The sequence below is a fragment of the Streptomyces griseicoloratus genome (genome assembly GCF_014534645.1).
GTDB classification, from domain to species: Bacteria; Actinomycetota; Actinomycetes; order Streptomycetales; family Streptomycetaceae; genus Streptomyces; species Streptomyces griseicoloratus.
In genome coordinates this window covers 19,033-33,925 of the sequence record NZ_JACVQF010000218.1, presented here as the reverse complement: position 1 = coordinate 33,925, position 14,893 = coordinate 19,033, and the positions used below count along the sequence as shown (strand labels likewise).

Below are 14,893 nucleotides of genomic sequence, written 5' to 3'. Positions count from 1 at the left end.
CTCTTGGTAGCACGCGGTGATCCACTCCGCCAGGGTCCGCCTGCCCGTCCGCCCGTCGGCCCGTCTGTCCGCCCGCCCGTCTGTCCGTGCCCCGGATCAGCGGCTGCCGGACGCCCCCTGGCGCCGCAGCACCGCCGCCCTGCGGTACAGCTCCACGGCCTCTGCGCCCCGGCCCAGCTGCTCCAGGCAGTGCGCCTCGTCGTCCCGGCTGGCGAGCGTGTCCGGGTGGTCGGGGCCGAGGACGCGCTCGCGGGCGTCGGCGACCTGCCGGTACTCGGCCAGAGCCTCGGCCCAGCGGCCCAGCCAGCCGAGGCCCACGGCGACCTCTCGGCGGCTGACGAGGGTGTCCGGATGGTCGGGGCCGAGGACGCGCTCGCGGATCGCGCACACCTCGCGGGACTCGCCGAGCGCCTCCTCCCAGCGGCCGAGCCGGCCGAGGTTGACGCCCAGGCCGTGCCGGGCGCGCAGGGTCTCGGGGTGCTCGGGGCCCTGGACGCGGGTGCGGTCCTCGACCAGCTCGCCGTACAGCGTCAGCGCCTCGGCGCTGCGGCCGAGCCGGCCCAGGCTGATGCCCGTCTCGTAGCGCGCGGCGAGGGTGTCGGGATGGTCGGGGCCGAGCGCCCGCTCGCGGGCCTCGGCGACCTCCTGGTAGGTCCGCAGCGCCTCCTGCCAGCGGCCGAGCTGGCCGAGCGTGTAGGCCACCTCGTAGCGGGTGACCAGGGTGTCGGGATGGTCGCGTCCGAGCACCCGGGCGCGGGCGGCGGCCACCTCGCGGGCCATGCGGTGGGCGTCCTCGGGGCGGCCGAGCCGGCCGAGGTTGAAGGCGAGGTTGTGGCGGCAGCGCAGGGTCTCGGGGTGGTCGGCGCCCATGGTGCGTTCCCGGGCCGCGAGGACCGACGTGTAGACCTGGTGGGCGTCTGCGTACCGGCCCAGCCGGCCCAGGACGTAGGCCATCTCCTGGCGGGTGGCGAGGGTGTCGGGGTGGTCGGGGCCGAGCACGCGGATCCTGGCCTCGGCGACGCGCTTGTACGCGTGCAGCGCGTCGGCGGCGCGGCCGGTGCGGCTGAGGGTGAAGGCGACCTCGTAGCGGCTGGCGAGGGTGTCGGGGTGGTCGGGGCCGAGCAGCCGCTCGCGTTCGGCGGCCACCGCGCGGTGCACCTCGCCCGCCTCCGTCCAGCGGCCCAGCCGCCCGAGGCTCAGGCCCGCGTTGTGCCGCCCGGCCAGCGCGGTGACGGCCTCCGGTGCCGGATCGGGCCGCTCGCCGGGGTCGGGTCGCGCGTCGGTGACGGGCCGCTCGCCGGGGTAGGGTCGCGCGTCGGTGGCGGGCCGCGCGTCCTCGTCGCGGGCGGGCCGTGGGATCCACTCGCCGGACAGGCCGGCCGCGGGGTCCGGGGGCGTGGACCGCAGTCCCGTCCCGGTCGCCTTGTGGCCGGTGGTGATGCCCTTCGTCCAGGACGGCAGCCTGCGCACCGCCGGCTCGGGCGGCGCCGGCCGCGCGGCGGCGACCGCCGTCGGCACCTGCGCCGGCGCCGCCCGGCCCGCGGCGATCCGGCGGCCCAGCTCCCGGGCGTCCGCCGGGCGCTGCTCGGGCCGCTTGGCGAGCAGGTCCAGGATGATCCGCTCCAGGTACCCGGGCAGCTCGGCACGGTGCCTGCGCGGCGGCTCGGGCGGGGTGTCGCGGTGGCCGACGAGGATCGCCCAGGCGTCGTCGAGGTCGAACGGCGGTACGCCGGTGGCCATCTCGTAGAGCACGCAGCCCAGCGAGTACAGGTCGCTGCGCCGGTCGACCTCGGTGCCGCCGATCTGCTCCGGTGACATGTAGTGCGGGGTGCCCATGGCGATGCCGGTGCCGGTGAGGCGGGCGGTGAACCCGACGTCGTGGCCGAGCCGGGCTATGCCGAAGTCGCAGATCTTCACCGTGCCGTCGGCGAGCCGCACTATGTTCGCGGGTTTCAGGTCCCGGTGCACGATGCCCTGTTCGTGGGTGTAGGCGAGGGCGGCGGCGACCTGTTCGGCGATGTCGACGACGTCGGGGACCGGCAGCGGGTGGTGTTTGTTGTCCTCCAGGAGCTGGCTGAGGTTGCGGCCGTCGAGCAGCTCCATGACCAGGAAGAGCACGCCGTCGGACTCCCCGAAGTCGTGCACGACGGTCACCCCGCGGTGCTGGAGGGAGGCGGCCACCCGGGCCTCGCGCCGGAACCGCTCCCGCAGGACGCGGCCGAAGGACTGGTCGTGCTGCGCGCCCAGCGGCTTGAGGCACTTCACGGCGACGCGCCGCCCCAGTGACTCGTCCCGCGCTCGCCAGACCTCGCCCATGCCGCCGCGCCCGATCCGGTCGAGCAACCGGTACCGGCCCTGGATCAGCGTGCTGTCCCCCATCTCGGCGCCCGCCCCCGTAGCTGTCCGCTCCGCCCTCCCCTGGCCCGTCCAGTATGGCGGTTTATCGTCCGGGTTTGTACGGTGCCGGACGCGCGTCCGGTCCGAGCCTCGCCATGGCGCGCAGGACGTGTTTGGGCGGGAGCTGCCAGCGCAGACGTGCGGGAATCGCCCGCAGCAGGGTTCCCGTGACCCGCAGTCGCCGGGTGACGGTGGCGGGCGCGGGGGCCGGTCTGCCGTAGAGCTCGTGCGCGTATCGCGGTAGGGAGGCGTACGCCAGATGTGCCACGCGCCGCCACAGCAGCTCGCGCGCCGGGACCAGGAGCGGGTGCGTGGGCGGGCGGAGCAGGAAGGCGTCCACCTCGCGCGCCTCGTCCCCCGCGGCCAGCTCGGGCCGCACCCGGGCGAAGTAGGCGGCCAGCCCGGCCCGGTCGGCTGGTACGGCATCGGGGTCGAGGCCGACCAGACGGGCGCTGATCCGGTGCTCGGCTATGTAGCGGTCGGCCTGGGCGTCGGTGAGCGGGAACCCGGAGCGGGTGAGGACGTGCAGGTAGGAGTCGATCTCGGCGCAGTGCACCCACAGCAGCAGCGCGGGTTCGTCGACGCCGTACCGCTCCCCCGTGTCCGGGTCCGTCGCGCCGAGCATACGGTGGATCTTCCGGACGCGCGCACCGGCCCGCTCGGCGGCCTCGGTGGTGCCGTACGTCGTGGTGCCGACGAAGTCGGCGGTGCGCCTCAGCCGGCCCCAGGCGTCGCGCCGGAAGTCGGAGTTCTGCATGACGCCGCGCACCGCGCGCGGGTGCAGGGCCTGGAGGTACAGCGCGCGGATCCCGGCGACCCACATCATGGGGTCGGCGTGGGCCTGCCAGGTCACGGAGCCGGGGCCGAACAGGCCCGGGTCACCCGTCGGCGTCACCGTCATGCGGGCAGGTTAACGCCGTACGGCCCGTGTCCGGCAGTGCGTCAGGGCCTCAGGGCCTCAGGGCCTCAGCGCAGGGTGGCGAGGAAGTCGTCGCAGGCCCGGGCGCAGGCGCGGCCGGCCGCCGCGCTGTCCTCGGCTCCGGGGCATGCGTCGAAGACGTGCGCGGTCTCCAGGCACACCTGGCGGCACCACTCGAGCTGGGCCCGGATCGCGGACTCGTCCACCTGGTTCTGCTCGGACAGCACCCGGCAGGTCGCGTCGCACACCTCCGCGCACATGACGCCCTTGCGCCGCACCAGTTCCTGCTCCTCGGTCCCGTCCGGATCCACGAGGCTCGCGCGCACCGCACAGGCCCGCGCACACTCGGTGCAGGCCTGTGCACATGCGAAGCGGTCCTCCAGGAACCGGAAGAGTTCCTGTTGGGAAGTCGTCGATGTCACACTCCGCGGGTTGCCGCCGGCGGCCGCGGCAAACCCGCGGAGCCCGGTGTTCCCAAGGGTTCCGGGCCGTTTTCCGCACCCGTGGCCGGGCACCCGTTCCACGCCCCGGAAGCGACGACGGACGGAGGTGCACGAGATGCCCGGACGACAGGAACTGCCGTCGACCCTGGAGCGGTCCTCGAAGGACGCCCAGCGTACGTGGATCAAGGCCCACGACTCGGCCGTGGAGGAGTACGGCGAGGGCGAGCGGGCCCACCGGGTGGCCTACGGGGCGCTCAAGCACACGTACGAGAAGGTCGGCGACCACTGGGAGCGCAAGGAGGGCGGCCGCAAGGGACCCTCGGACCCGCAGTCCGCCCGGCCCCGCCGGCAGGGCGGCCGCAGCGGCGAGGGCGTCGACGAGCAGGCCTCGAAGGAGCACCTGTACGGCGTCGCGCAACGGCTCGGCGTCGAGGGCCGGTCGCGGATGTCGAAGGCGGAACTGCTCGACGCCATCCGCAAGGCCAACCGTTCGCAGACGCGAGCGTCCCGGTCGGGTTGAGCAGGTTGGTGACGTGCCCCGCGGGTACTCGCGCGGCATGACTAGCGCATGGATGGAGATGGCAGCGAGCCCCGGTGCCGCCGGGGTGGGGCTGATCGTGGCGGGTGTCGTGGTCGTGGCGCTGCTGATCGGCGCCTTCGCCTACGGCGTCCGCGTCAAGAAGCGGGAGCCGGCGCCGCCCCTTCCCGACGAACAGCCCCGGCTGCCCGACGAGGGACCGGTCCGCGAGGTCCGCGAGAGCCGGGAACCCGAGGAGGTGCCCAGGAGCGACGAGCGGGCGCTGCCCCACGAACTCAGGCACCAGGGCAGCCGCAGCGCCCCCGGGCGGGAGCGGCCGCGCTGGGACGAGGGCAGCAGCGGTTCGTTCGGCAGCGGCGGGCCCGGCGCCCGCTGAGCCGGAACCGTCCCGCCCCGGCCTCCGAAGGGCACCGCGCACCGAGGCCGCCGCGTCCAGGCCGCCGTACAGAGGGAAGTGAGAACCATGGCCGACCCCGCCCACAACGCCCTGCCGCTGCCCGACTACGACCATCTGCCGATCGGGGGTCTGGAGAGCCGTATCCGGTCGCTGGGCGTTGAGGAGGTGGAGGAACTGCTGGCGTACGAACGGTCGCACGCCGACCGCCTGCCGGTGACGGAACTGCTGGCGGCCCGTCTGGAGCAGTTGCAGTCCGGTGCCGAGCCGACGTCCGGTGACCCCGGTGCCCTGCGCCCCGAGCAGACCCAGGGCCGCACGGGTTCCCCCGTCTCACCCGCGACCTCTCCGCAGCCGTTCAGCCCGCCGCCGCACGGCACTCCGGACCAGCGGGGCAAGCCGAAGGGGGACCGGACGCAGTAGTTTCCGGCACAGGCGTCGGGGAACCCATGCGCCGTGCTGTTGAACAGGAGAAGGGCCCGCGCAGGCGCGCGGGCCCGCGTCGCGGCCGAACGCACGGTCGACTGGGCCGACCGGCGGCTCCCCGTCTCCGAGGGCGGGGCGCTGCTGCGCAAGGCCTTCCCCGACCACTGGTCGTTCCTGCTGGGCGAGATCGCCCTCTACAGCTTCGTCGTCCTGCTGCTGACCGGTGTGTGGCTGACGCTGTTCTTCCATCCGTCGATGGAGCAGGTCGTGTACGAGGGCTCGTACCAGCCGCTGCTCGGGGTGCAGATGTCGGAGGCGTTCCGCTCGACGGTCGACATCAGCTTCGACGTCCGCGGCGGGCTGCTGATGCGGCAGATGCACCACTGGGCCGCCCTGGTGTTCCTGTCGGCCATCGGAGTGCATCTGCTGCGCATCTTCTTCACCGGTGCGTTCCGCCGGCCGCGGGAGGCCAACTGGATGATCGGCGTGACGCTGTTCCTGCTGTCGCTCGCCGAGGGCTTCGCCGGGTACTCGCTGCCCGACGACCTGCTGTCCGGGACGGGGCTGCGGATCGCGCAGGGCATCATGCTGTCCATCCCGGTGGTGGGGACGTACGTCAGCATGTTCGCGTTCGGCGGCGAGTTCCCCGGCGAGGACCTGATCCCGCGGCTGTACTCGCTGCACATCCTGCTGATTCCCGGGCTGCTGCTCGGGCTCGTCACCGTCCATCTGATCCTGGTCTTCTATCTGAAGCACACCCACTGGGCCGGCCGGGGCCGCACCAACCGCAACGCCGTGGGCAAGCCGATGTTCCCGCAGTTCATCGCGGGTTCGGCCGGACTCTCCCTCATGGTCTTCGGTGTCCTCGCGGTGCTGGCGGCGGTGGCGCAGATCAACCCGGTGTGGGTGTACGGCCCCTATCGCGCGGACGTCGTCTCCACGGGGTCGCAGCCGGACTGGTACGTCGGCTTCCTGGAGGGGGCGCTGCGGCTGGTGCCGCCGTGGGAGACGGTGGTGGCCGGGCACACGGTGATGTGGAACGTGCTGCTGCCCGCGGTGGTGCTGCCGGGCGCCCTGTTCGCGGTGCTGTACGCGTACCCGTTCTTCGAGCGCTGGGTGACGGGTGACCGGCGGGAGCACCATCTGTGCGACCGGCCGCGGAACAGGCCCGTGCGGACCGGCCTGGGCGTCGCAGCGATCACGTTCTACGCGGTGCTGACCGCGGCGGGCGGCAACGACATCATCGCCTTCACCTTCGAGATCTCGCTGAACCTGCTGACGTGGGTGTTCCGTGTCTGTCTGGTGGTGCTGCCGCCGCTCGCCTTCATGGTGACCAAGCGGGTCTGCCTGGCGCTGCAGGAGAGGGACCGCGAACGGCTGGCCGAGGGCGAGGAGACGGGCGAGGTGCGCCAGACGCTCACGGGCGGCTACGCCGAGAGCCACGAACCCCTGGACGAGGAGACGCGGTACGTACTGCGGACGGGCCGGCAGCCCGAGCCGCTCGCACCGGCGGCGGGCGAGGGGGAGGCGCCCCGGGTGGCACGGCTGCGGGCGACGCTGAGCCAGTGGTACTACGGCGACCTGGTCGGCGCGGAGGAGCCCGAGGAGCCGGAGGAGGCCGAGCCGTCGGGGGGCGAACTGGAGCGCTGAGTGCCCCGTCCCGCGTACTGGAAGACCAAGCCGAAGGTGCCGCCCGCGAGCACTCCGAGGCCCAGCAGGGCGAGCCACAGTCCGTAGACGACGCCGAGCGCGAGGACGACGGCGCCGAGCGCGGTGGTGATCGGCCAGTGGCTGCTCGGCGGGAAGAACTCCAGGGGCCCCGCTCCGTCGGCGACTTCGGCGTCGCTCCGGTCCTGTGCCCGCAGGCCGCGCTTGCGGTGCTGCACCTCCAGGAAGAACGCGACGAGCGACGCCATTAGGAAGGCGACGGCGAGGACGGCGGTGCCGGCGGGCTCGGCGGAGAAGTAGCCGTACCCGATCGCGGTGACGGCGAAGAACCCCGCCACAACGGTGAACAGACGCGCCTCGGTCCTCACTGCACGTGCCTCTGGTCGTATCGGCTGATGTCGGGGTGGTGGAGGTCGAACGCCGGGGACTCGGAGCGGACCCGGGGCAGCGAGTGGAAGTTGTGGCGCGGCGGCGGGCAGGCGGTCGCCCATTCGAGGGAACGGCCGTAGCCCCAGGGGTCGTCGCGCTCCACCCGCGTGCCGTACCGGCTGGTGCGCCACACGTTGTAGAGGAACGGCAGCGTGGACAGGCCGAGCAGGAAGGCGCCGATGGAGCTGATGGTGTTCAGCGCCGTGAAGCCGTCCACGGCCAGGTAGTCGGAGTAGCGGCGGGGCATGCCCTGCTCGCCGAGCCAGTGCTGGACGAGGAACGTGGTCTGGAAGCCGACGAAGAGCGTCCAGAAGTGGATCTTCCCGAGACGTTCGTCCAGCATGCGGCCGGTGAACTTCGGCCACCAGAAGTAGAACCCGGCGAACATGGCGAAGACGACCGTGCCGAACAGCACGTAGTGCAGGTGGGCGACGATGAAGTAGGAGTCCGTGAGGTGGAAGTCCAGGGGCGGTGAGGCGATGAGGACGCCGCTCATGCCGCCGAGCAGGAACGTCACCAGGAAGCCGCACGACCACAGCATGGGCGTCTCGAAGGACAGGGAGCCCCGGATCATCGTGCCGATCCAGTTGAAGAACTTCACTCCCGTCGGCACCGCGATGAGGAACGACATCAGCGAGAAGAAGGGCAGCAGCACGGCACCGGTGGCGAACATGTGGTGGGCCCACACCACGGCGGACAGCATGGTGATGGCGATGGTGGCGCCGATCAGGCTGAGGTAACCGAAGATCGGCTTGCGGCTGAACACGGGGATGATCTCGGAGACGATGCCGAAGAACGGCAGCGCGACGATGTAGACCTCGGGGTGTCCGAAGAACCAGAACAGGTGCTGCCACAGCAGGGCCCCGCCGCTGGGCGCGTCGAAGATGTGCGCGCCGAACTTCCGGTCGGCCTCCAGGGCGAGCAGCGCGGCGGTGAGCACGGGGAAGGCGGGCAGTACCAGGATCGACGTGAACAGCACGTTCCAGGTGAAGATCGGCATCCGGAACATGGTCATGCCGGGGGCGCGCAGGCACAGGATGGTGGTGATGAAGTTGACGGCGCCGAGCGTGGTGGACACGCCGGTCACCACCAGCCCCATGGTCCACAGGTCACCGCCCGCCCCGGGGCTGAAGACGGCGCTGTTGAGCGGTGCGTAGGCGAACCAGCCGAAGGCGGCCGCCCCCTGGGGGCTGAGGAACCCCGCCACCACCATCAGCCCGCCGAACAGGTACAGCCAGTACGACAGGGCGTTGAGCCGGGGGAAGGCGACGTCGGGGGAACCGATCTGCAGGGGCATGATGGCGTTGGCGAACCCGGCGAACAGCGGCGTCGCGAACAGCAGCATCATGACCGTGCCGTGCACGGTGAAGAGCTGGTTGTACTGGTGACTGGTGAACAGTTGCAGTCCGGGCCGGGCGAGTTCGGCGCGCATCATCAGGGCGAGTGCGCCGCCGAGGAGGAAGAAGGAGAAGGAGGTCGTCATGTAGAGGTTGCCGATCACCTTGTGATCGGTCGTCGTCGCCCACCGCACCAGCACACGTCCGAGCGTGCGGTTCGTCCGCGCCGGTGTCCGGTGCGGCGGCCCGGTCCTCCTGTCCACCGCCATGCGCCGGAGGGTACCCACGCCCGAAGCCGCCAGTCGTACGGCCACGCCGCGCATCCGGGCGGCGGCCCCCGTGCGCCCCGGCGCGGTACCCCGGCCGGGCGTGCCCGCTCCGATGCTCGTGAAGTGATCTGCCTCACACACTGTCACAGCGATCGTCCGCCCGGTGTCTCGTGCTCGAACCCCCGAGACGGAGGAGACACCATGAGCGAGAACACCGAGGTTGTCGTGATCGGCGGCGGATACGCCGGCGTGATGGCCGCGAACCGGCTGACGCAGCGCCACGACGTGACCGTGACCCTGATCAACCCTCGCCCGGCCTTCGTCCCGCGGCTCCGCCTCCACCAGCTGGTGGGCGGATCCCATGACGCGGTCGTCGACTACCGGGAGGTCCTGGCCGGGGGCGTACGTCTGGTGACCGGGAGCGTGACACGGATCGACGCGCCCGGGCGCGAGGTCGAGCTGGCGAGCGAGGACACGATCGGCTACGACTACCTGGTCTACGCGGTGGGCAGCGGCAGCGCCGAGCTCCGCGTGCCCGGGGCGGCCGAGTTCGCGTACCCGATCGCCACCCTGGAGGCGGCGCAGCGGGTGCGGTCGGCCCTGGACGCCCTCCCCGCGTCGGCGCCGGTGACGGTCGTCGGAGGCGGGCCCACCGGCGTCGAGACCGCCGCCGAGCTGGCGGAGCGGGGCCGCCGGGTGACCCTGGTGTGCGGCGGTGATCTCGTCCCCTACCTGCACCCCCGGGCTCGGCGCACGGCCGCCGGGCGGCTCGCCGGGCTCGGACTGACCGTGCTCGACGGCCCCGGCACGAAGGTCACGGCCGTGACCCGCGACGCCGTGCGCCTCGCCGACGGCCGCGAGCTGCCGAGCGAGCTCACCGTCTGGACCGCCGGCTTCGGTGTGCCGGATCTGGCCGCGCAGAGCGGGATGAGCACGGACGCGGCGGGGCGGCTGCTCACCGACGAGACGCTGACCAGCGTGGACGACGAACGCGTCGTCGCGGCCGGGGACTCGGCGGCGCCGTCCGGGCTGCCGTTCCGGATGAGCGCGTATGCCGCGGGCTGTCTGGGCGCCCACGCGGCCGACACGGTGCTCCACCGCATCGTGGGCGAGCGGCCCGCGCCCGTCGACCTGTCGTTCCCCGCCATGTGCGTCAGCCTGGGGCGTGGCGCCGCCGTCTTCCAGCTCGCCCACAAGGATGACACCGCGATGAGGCTCTACGTCGGCGGCCGCGCGGGCGCCAAGCTCAAGGAGATCTCCTGCAACTTCAGCGTCAAGCATCTGACGGACGAAGCACGCAAGCCCGGTTCGCACTCCTGGCCCAAGGGCGGCAAGCGCCGCGAACTGCTGCGGGGCGGGCGCGCCGAGGCGTCGGCCGCCGCCGAGCGGACGGCCTGAGCGGACGGCCTGACGGCCGGTCGGAGTGGCCGGTCGGAGTGACCGGTCGGAGTGACCGGATCTAACGGCCGCCGCCGAAAAGCGATTTGCTGTGCACGCACGTTCGAAGGCCGCCTGCCGCAGGCCGGCCACGAGGGAGAAGGGCCGAAAATGACCGACCACGCCAGCGACGCCGCGACCGACGCGTTCGTCGCCCACCGCAACCTGCTGTTCACCGTCGCCTACGAGATGCTCGGCTCGGCCGCCGACGCCGAGGACGTCCTCCAGGAGACCTGGCTGCGCTGGGTCGGCGTGGACCTGGACCAGGTGAGCGACCCGCGCGCCTACCTGGTCCGGATCACGACCCGCCAGGCCCTCAACCGGCTGCGCACCGTGAAGCGCCGCAGGGAGGCGTACGTCGGTCAGTGGCTGCCCGAGCCGCTGCTGACCACGCCGGACGTGGCCGAGGACGTCGAGCTCGCCGAGAGCGTGTCGATGGCGCTGATGCTCGTCCTGGAGACGCTGTCACCGACCGAGCGGGCGGTGTTCGTGCTGCGCGAGGTCTTCGACGTCGGCTACGACGAGATCGCGGCCGCCGTCGACAAGAGCCCGGCCGCCGTCCGCCAGATCGCGCACCGCGCCCGCCGGCACGTCGACGCCCGCCGCCCGCGCAGAACGGTCACCCCGGGCGAGGCCCGGGCGGCTGTGGAGTCCTTCCGGCGCGCTCTGGAAACCCGTGACCCGCAGAGCCTCCTGGATGTGCTCGCCCCGGACGTCGTCCTGGTGAGCGACGGCGGCGGCCTGAAGCGGGCCGCGCTGCGGCCGGTCGTCGGCGCCGACAAGCTGGTCCGCTTCTACCTCGGCGGCTCCGGCAGGGTCGAGGCCACGATCACCTGCGAACCGACCGTGGTCAACGGCAACCCCGGCCTGGCCCTGCTCCTCGACGGCGAGATCGACGGCGTCATGGCGATGCGTGTCGAGGACGGCCGCATCACGGGCGTCTACTACGTCCGCAACCCCGAGAAACTGACGCGCGTCGAGACCGAGACCGCACTCACGCTGCGCTGAACACGCCGGACCGCCGAGACACCACACGCCACACGAGAGGAACCACGATGGGCAGACGGACGACGGCCGGGCAGCGCGGCCAGACCTTCCTCAAGGGCGCGATCGCCCTGCAGACCTTGACCCTCTTCTTCCAGGCCGCCACCGCCGGAATGCTCCTGTCCTCGTCCGACGGCGCGCTGCTGCACGACGTCGGATCGCGCGTGATGTACGCCGCTTCCATGCTGTACGTACTCGCCGCGGTCCTGGCCTGGCGGCCGGGCGGCGGCTCACCCCGCCCCGTCCTGTACGCGACCGGCTTCCTCGTCCTGGCCTCGGTGCAGGTCGTGCTGGGCATCGCGCACATGCCCTCGCTCCATGTCCCGCTGGGGGTCCTGATGTTCGGCCTCAGCACCCTGGCGCTGGGCCGGATACTGTCCGGCCCGGCGTGGGGCCGCGCCCGGGTCCGGCTGTAGCCGCCGCTGCCCGCCCCCGGCGCCGGACCACGCGACCGGGCCTTGCCGCCGACGTTGCGGAGCAAGCGAGTGCATCTGTGCACGGCCCCTGTGTGGCGGACATCCGGGGACGCAGGAGGCGAGTCACGATGGGGGTACCAGGCGCGTTCTGTGAGGAGGAGTTCGGCATGGCCGGGTCGGACTGTGGCGGCACCGACGGCATGGCGGACGGCAAGTCACGGTTCGACGACATCTACGCCCAGCCGGACCCCCGCGCGTACTTCGGGCGGCTGGCCCCGCTGGAGTACGAGATCCCGCACCATGCCCAGCCGGCCTTCCGGCGGGTCGCCGCCGAGCGGTCCGCGCTCGACGACGGCTGCCCCGGCAGGCCGGCGGTGCTGGATGTGTGCTGTTCGTACGGCATCAACGCGGCGCTGCTCAACCATGACCTGACGCTGGCGGACATGTACGAGCGGTACACCTCCCCCGCCCTCGGGACGATGTCGACGGCGGAACTGGTGGCGCGGGACAAGGTGTTCTATGCCGAGCGGCGCCGACCGGACGCGGTGCCGGTGTTCGGCCTGGACGTCTCGGCCCCCGCCGTGCACTACGCGCTCGAGGTGGGGCTCCTGGACGACGGCTTCACCGACGACCTGGAACGGAGCTCGCCCGGCCCCGGTCTGCGGCGCGCGCTCGCCGAGGTCGGCCTCATCACGCTGACGGGCGGCGGCAGCTATGTCACCGACCGAACGTTCACGGCACTGGTGGACTGCGCCCGGCGGCCGGTATGGGTCAGCGCCTTCGTGCTGCGGACGGTGTCGTACCACCCGGTCGTCCGGGCCCTGGCCGCGCACGGTCTGCGCACCACGCTCGATGTCTCCCGCACCTATCCGCAGCGCCTGTGTACCGACGAGCGGGAGCGGCAGTACGCGATCGCGGCGGTACGGGCGCTGGGCGGGGATCCTGCCGGGCGCGAGGAGGACGGCCGGTTCCACACCCTGCACTACGAGTCGCGACCCGATGCGCCGTGACATCGCCTGTCTCACCGTGCGCAGCCGACATCGAGCACTTCGATCACGTCGCCGTGGACGGTGTAGACGAGCCAGCACCATGCGCCGAACGCCGCGGCAAGGTCCGGGGCCCGGGTCTCCGTGTCCTCGGTGATGGCGTCGATGAGCGTGATGATCTCTCCGTGCGTCTCCTCCGGCACATCGAAGAGCACGTCGGCGGCCCGTTGGATCAGCTCGACTCGCATGGCGCACCCGCCTCATGACCAGCATAGAGCCGGCTTCTGCCGCACGCAGGGAGACCTCGGCCGGCGCTGACCGTGCGGGCGCGCCGGCTCCACGCAGGTTCCACCGCACACGGTCGTGGCCGACGCGCATGAACGGGGCACTGTCTGCCTACTCGGGAGTCATGGCTCGGTCCAACGACGAGGTCGCCGCGCTGTTCCACGAGTACGCGGACCTGATCTCCATCACCGGAGGAGACGCGTTCCGGACGCGCACCTACGAGAAGGCCGCCCGCTCCATCGGCGGCTACCACGCCGACGTGTCCACCCTGGACGTCAAGGGCCTGCAGGAGATCCCCAACGTCGGCAAGTCGATCGCCGAGAAGGTCGTCGAGTACTTCCGCAGCGGCAAGGTGTCCGCCGTCGAGGAGCTACGGGCGAAGATCCCCGCCGGCGTACGGCGGCTGACGGCGATCCCCACGCTGGGCCCGAGGAAAGCCTCCGTGCTGCACGAGGAGCTGGGCATCTCCTCCGTGGAGGAACTGGCCGACGCCATCCACGAGGAACGGCTGCGCGACCTGAGGGGCTTCGGGCCGAAGACGGAGGAGAACATCCTCCACGGCATCGAACTCCTGCAGTCCTCCGGGGAGCGGGTCCTGCTCGATGCCGCCATGGACGTCGCTGACGACATCGTCGCCGAGCTGTCCCGGGTGACCGGCTGCCGGCGCTGCACGTACGCCGGGTCGCTGCGCCGCTACCGCGAGACGATCGGCGACGTCGACGTGCTCGCCGCGGCCGGGAAATCGGAGCCGGTGATGCAGGCGTTCACCGAGCTGCCGTACGTCTCGGAGATCATCGCCCACGGCGGGAAGAAGACGTCCATCCGCACCACCAAGGGCCTCTCCGTCGACCTGCGCGTCGTACCGCCGGACTCGTGGGGAGCGGCTCTGCAGTACTTCACCGGCTCCAAGGCGCACAACATCCGCACCCGGGAGCTGGCCGTGCACCAGAAGCTCAAGCTGTCGGAGTACGGGCTGTTCGACGCCGAGAGCGGGGAGAAGATCGTCTCGCAGACCGAGGAGGAGGTGTACGCGCGGCTCGGCCTGCCGTGGATCCCGCCGACGCTGCGCGAGGACCGCGGCGAGATCGAGGCCGGGCTGCACGGCGAGCTGCCCGGCCTGATCGAGGAGGGGGACATCAAGGGCGACCTGCACACGCACACCGACCTCACCGACGGCCTCGCCCCGCTCGAGGAGATGGTCGCCGCGGCCGCCGAACGCGGCTACGCCTACTACGCGATCACCGACCACGGGCCCAACCTCTACATGCAGCGCATGACCGACGAGCGGATGCTCGCCCAGCGCGACCGCGTGCGGGAGCTCGACGGCTCCTTCGGCGGCAAGCGCGGCAAGGGCGGCAAGGGCATGCGGCTGCTGCACGGCGCCGAGCTGAACATCGACCCCGACGGCGACGTCGACTGGCCGGAGGAGTTCCTGGCCGGGTTCGATCTGTGCGTGGCCTCGGTGCACTCGCACTTCAACCAGGAGCGCGAGGCCATGACCCGGCGGATCGTGCGGGCCTGCGAGAACCCGTACGTCAACATCATCGGGCACCCCACCACCCGGATCATCGGCAAGCGGCCGGGCGTCGATGCCGACCTCGACGCGATCTTCGCCGCTTGTGCGCGCACCGGTACCGCCTTGGAGATCAACGCCCACCCCGACCGGCTGGATCTGCGCGACGAGGACATCCTGCGGGCCAGGCGGCACGGCGTGAAGTTCGCCGTCGACAGCGACGCCCACGCCGTCCTCCACCTGGCGAACCTGCGCTACGGCGTCGGCACGGCCCAGCGCGGCTGGCTCACCAAGGACGACGTGATCAACACCTGGCCGGAGACGCGCCTGCGGCGCTTCCTGCGCAAGGGAAGGACCGGTCGCGGAGCCCACGGCTGACCGGACAAGAGCTC

Annotated in this window: 15 protein-coding genes; 9 read left to right on the top strand and 6 right to left on the bottom strand. The window is 72.1% G+C overall.

Annotation, left to right across the window (positions count from 1 at the left end):
• Window positions 1-96 precede the first annotated feature (96 nt).
• From H0H10_RS27035 to H0H10_RS27025, 3 genes are all read right to left on the bottom strand, one after another.
• Window positions 97-2,379, bottom strand: a complete 2,283-nt coding sequence (locus H0H10_RS27035; RefSeq protein WP_188183734.1) for a serine/threonine-protein kinase — start codon at window positions 2,377-2,379, stop codon at window positions 97-99.
• A 61-nt stretch (window positions 2,380-2,440) separates the two neighbouring features.
• A complete protein-coding gene (locus H0H10_RS27030) occupies window positions 2,441-3,298 on the bottom strand; it encodes an oxygenase MpaB family protein (protein ID WP_188183733.1) in 858 nt (285 codons plus the stop codon).
• A gap of 65 nt (window positions 3,299-3,363) precedes the next feature.
• Window positions 3,364-3,738 (bottom strand): four-helix bundle copper-binding protein, encoded by a 375-nt coding sequence (locus H0H10_RS27025; protein WP_188183732.1) that lies wholly within the window; start codon window positions 3,736-3,738, stop codon window positions 3,364-3,366.
• Between the two features lie 136 nt (window positions 3,739-3,874).
• On the opposite strand from H0H10_RS27025, the gene H0H10_RS27020 reads away from it, so the two are divergent.
• From H0H10_RS27020 to qcrB, 4 genes are all read left to right on the top strand, one after another.
• Window positions 3,875-4,279 carry a ChaB family protein gene (locus tag H0H10_RS27020; protein WP_188183731.1) on the top strand — a complete coding sequence of 135 codons (405 nt, stop codon included), beginning with the start codon at window positions 3,875-3,877 and terminating at the stop codon, window positions 4,277-4,279.
• Window positions 4,280-4,316: 37 nt separating this feature from the next.
• Window positions 4,317-4,673 (top strand): DUF6479 family protein, encoded by a 357-nt coding sequence (locus H0H10_RS27015; protein ID WP_188183730.1) that lies wholly within the window; start codon window positions 4,317-4,319, stop codon window positions 4,671-4,673.
• An 87-nt stretch (window positions 4,674-4,760) separates the two neighbouring features.
• Window positions 4,761-5,114 carry a DUF8129 domain-containing protein gene (locus H0H10_RS27010; RefSeq protein ID WP_188183729.1) on the top strand — a complete coding sequence of 118 codons (354 nt, stop codon included), beginning with the start codon at window positions 4,761-4,763 and terminating at the stop codon, window positions 5,112-5,114.
• A gap of 33 nt (window positions 5,115-5,147) precedes the next feature.
• On the top strand, window positions 5,148-6,767 hold the full coding sequence (gene qcrB, locus H0H10_RS27005; protein WP_188183728.1) for a cytochrome bc1 complex cytochrome b subunit: 1,620 nt from the start codon (window positions 5,148-5,150) through the stop codon (window positions 6,765-6,767).
• On the opposite strand, the gene ctaF is transcribed toward qcrB, so the two are convergent.
• A complete protein-coding gene (gene ctaF / locus H0H10_RS27000) occupies window positions 6,689-7,153 on the bottom strand; it encodes an aa3-type cytochrome oxidase subunit IV (protein WP_188183727.1) in 465 nt (154 codons plus the stop codon). The genes qcrB and ctaF overlap by 79 nt on opposite strands.
• Window positions 7,150-8,820, bottom strand: a complete 1,671-nt coding sequence (gene ctaD, locus H0H10_RS26995) for an aa3-type cytochrome oxidase subunit I (protein ID WP_188183726.1) — start codon at window positions 8,818-8,820, stop codon at window positions 7,150-7,152. Before ctaD ends, ctaF begins: the two co-directional genes overlap by 4 nt.
• Window positions 8,821-9,021: 201 nt before the next feature.
• On the opposite strand from ctaD, the gene H0H10_RS26990 reads away from it, so the two are divergent.
• The 4 genes from H0H10_RS26990 (at window position 9,022) to H0H10_RS26975 (ending at window position 12,727) form a co-directional block, all read left to right on the top strand.
• Complete coding sequence (locus tag H0H10_RS26990; RefSeq protein ID WP_188183725.1) at window positions 9,022-10,218, top strand: NAD(P)/FAD-dependent oxidoreductase; 1,197 nt, start codon at window positions 9,022-9,024, stop codon at window positions 10,216-10,218.
• Window positions 10,219-10,368: 150 nt separating this feature from the next.
• Entirely contained in the window at window positions 10,369-11,265 is an 897-nt protein-coding gene (locus H0H10_RS26985; protein ID WP_188183724.1) for an RNA polymerase sigma-70 factor, read from the top strand.
• A 47-nt stretch (window positions 11,266-11,312) separates the two neighbouring features.
• On the top strand, window positions 11,313-11,717 hold the full coding sequence (locus H0H10_RS26980) for a hypothetical protein (RefSeq protein WP_188183723.1): 405 nt from the start codon (window positions 11,313-11,315) through the stop codon (window positions 11,715-11,717).
• 128 nt (window positions 11,718-11,845) lie between these two features.
• The gene (locus H0H10_RS26975; protein ID WP_223180491.1) at window positions 11,846-12,727 is read left to right on the top strand and encodes a hypothetical protein; all 882 of its coding nucleotides are present in this window, start codon (window positions 11,846-11,848) and stop codon (window positions 12,725-12,727) included.
• An 11-nt stretch (window positions 12,728-12,738) separates the two neighbouring features.
• Here the strand turns inward: H0H10_RS26975 and H0H10_RS26970 are convergent, their stop codons facing one another.
• Window positions 12,739-12,951, bottom strand: coding sequence for a hypothetical protein (locus H0H10_RS26970; RefSeq protein WP_188183722.1), 213 nt, complete (start codon window positions 12,949-12,951; stop codon window positions 12,739-12,741).
• A gap of 161 nt (window positions 12,952-13,112) precedes the next feature.
• Here H0H10_RS26970 and polX point away from each other — a divergent pair, with 161 nt between their 5' ends.
• Window positions 13,113-14,879 (top strand): DNA polymerase/3'-5' exonuclease PolX, encoded by a 1,767-nt coding sequence (polX, locus tag H0H10_RS26965; RefSeq protein ID WP_188183721.1) that lies wholly within the window; start codon window positions 13,113-13,115, stop codon window positions 14,877-14,879.
• The last annotated feature ends 14 nt before the right edge of the window (window positions 14,880-14,893 follow it).

Bases quoted from the DNA above. Each gene is read 5' to 3' on its own strand.
- H0H10_RS27035 (WP_188183734.1), bottom strand. From the start codon at position 2,379: ATGGGGGACAGCACGCTGATCCAGGGCCGGTACCGGTTGCTCGACCGG.
- H0H10_RS27015 (WP_188183730.1), top strand. From the start codon at position 4,317: ATGACTAGCGCATGGATGGAGATGGCAGCGAGCCCCGGTGCCGCCGGG.
- H0H10_RS27020 (WP_188183731.1), top strand. From the start codon at position 3,875: ATGCCCGGACGACAGGAACTGCCGTCGACCCTGGAGCGGTCCTCGAAG.
- H0H10_RS26990 (WP_188183725.1), top strand. From the start codon at position 9,022: ATGAGCGAGAACACCGAGGTTGTCGTGATCGGCGGCGGATACGCCGGC.
- H0H10_RS26975 (WP_223180491.1), top strand. From the start codon at position 11,846: ATGGGGGTACCAGGCGCGTTCTGTGAGGAGGAGTTCGGCATGGCCGGG.
- H0H10_RS26980 (WP_188183723.1), top strand. From the start codon at position 11,313: ATGGGCAGACGGACGACGGCCGGGCAGCGCGGCCAGACCTTCCTCAAG.
- polX (WP_188183721.1), top strand. From the start codon at position 13,113: ATGGCTCGGTCCAACGACGAGGTCGCCGCGCTGTTCCACGAGTACGCG.
- H0H10_RS26985 (WP_188183724.1), top strand. From the start codon at position 10,369: ATGACCGACCACGCCAGCGACGCCGCGACCGACGCGTTCGTCGCCCAC.
- ctaD (WP_188183726.1), bottom strand. From the start codon at position 8,820: ATGGCGGTGGACAGGAGGACCGGGCCGCCGCACCGGACACCGGCGCGG.
- H0H10_RS26970 (WP_188183722.1), bottom strand. From the start codon at position 12,951: ATGCGAGTCGAGCTGATCCAACGGGCCGCCGACGTGCTCTTCGATGTG.
- H0H10_RS27030 (WP_188183733.1), bottom strand. From the start codon at position 3,298: ATGACGGTGACGCCGACGGGTGACCCGGGCCTGTTCGGCCCCGGCTCC.
- H0H10_RS27010 (WP_188183729.1), top strand. From the start codon at position 4,761: ATGGCCGACCCCGCCCACAACGCCCTGCCGCTGCCCGACTACGACCAT.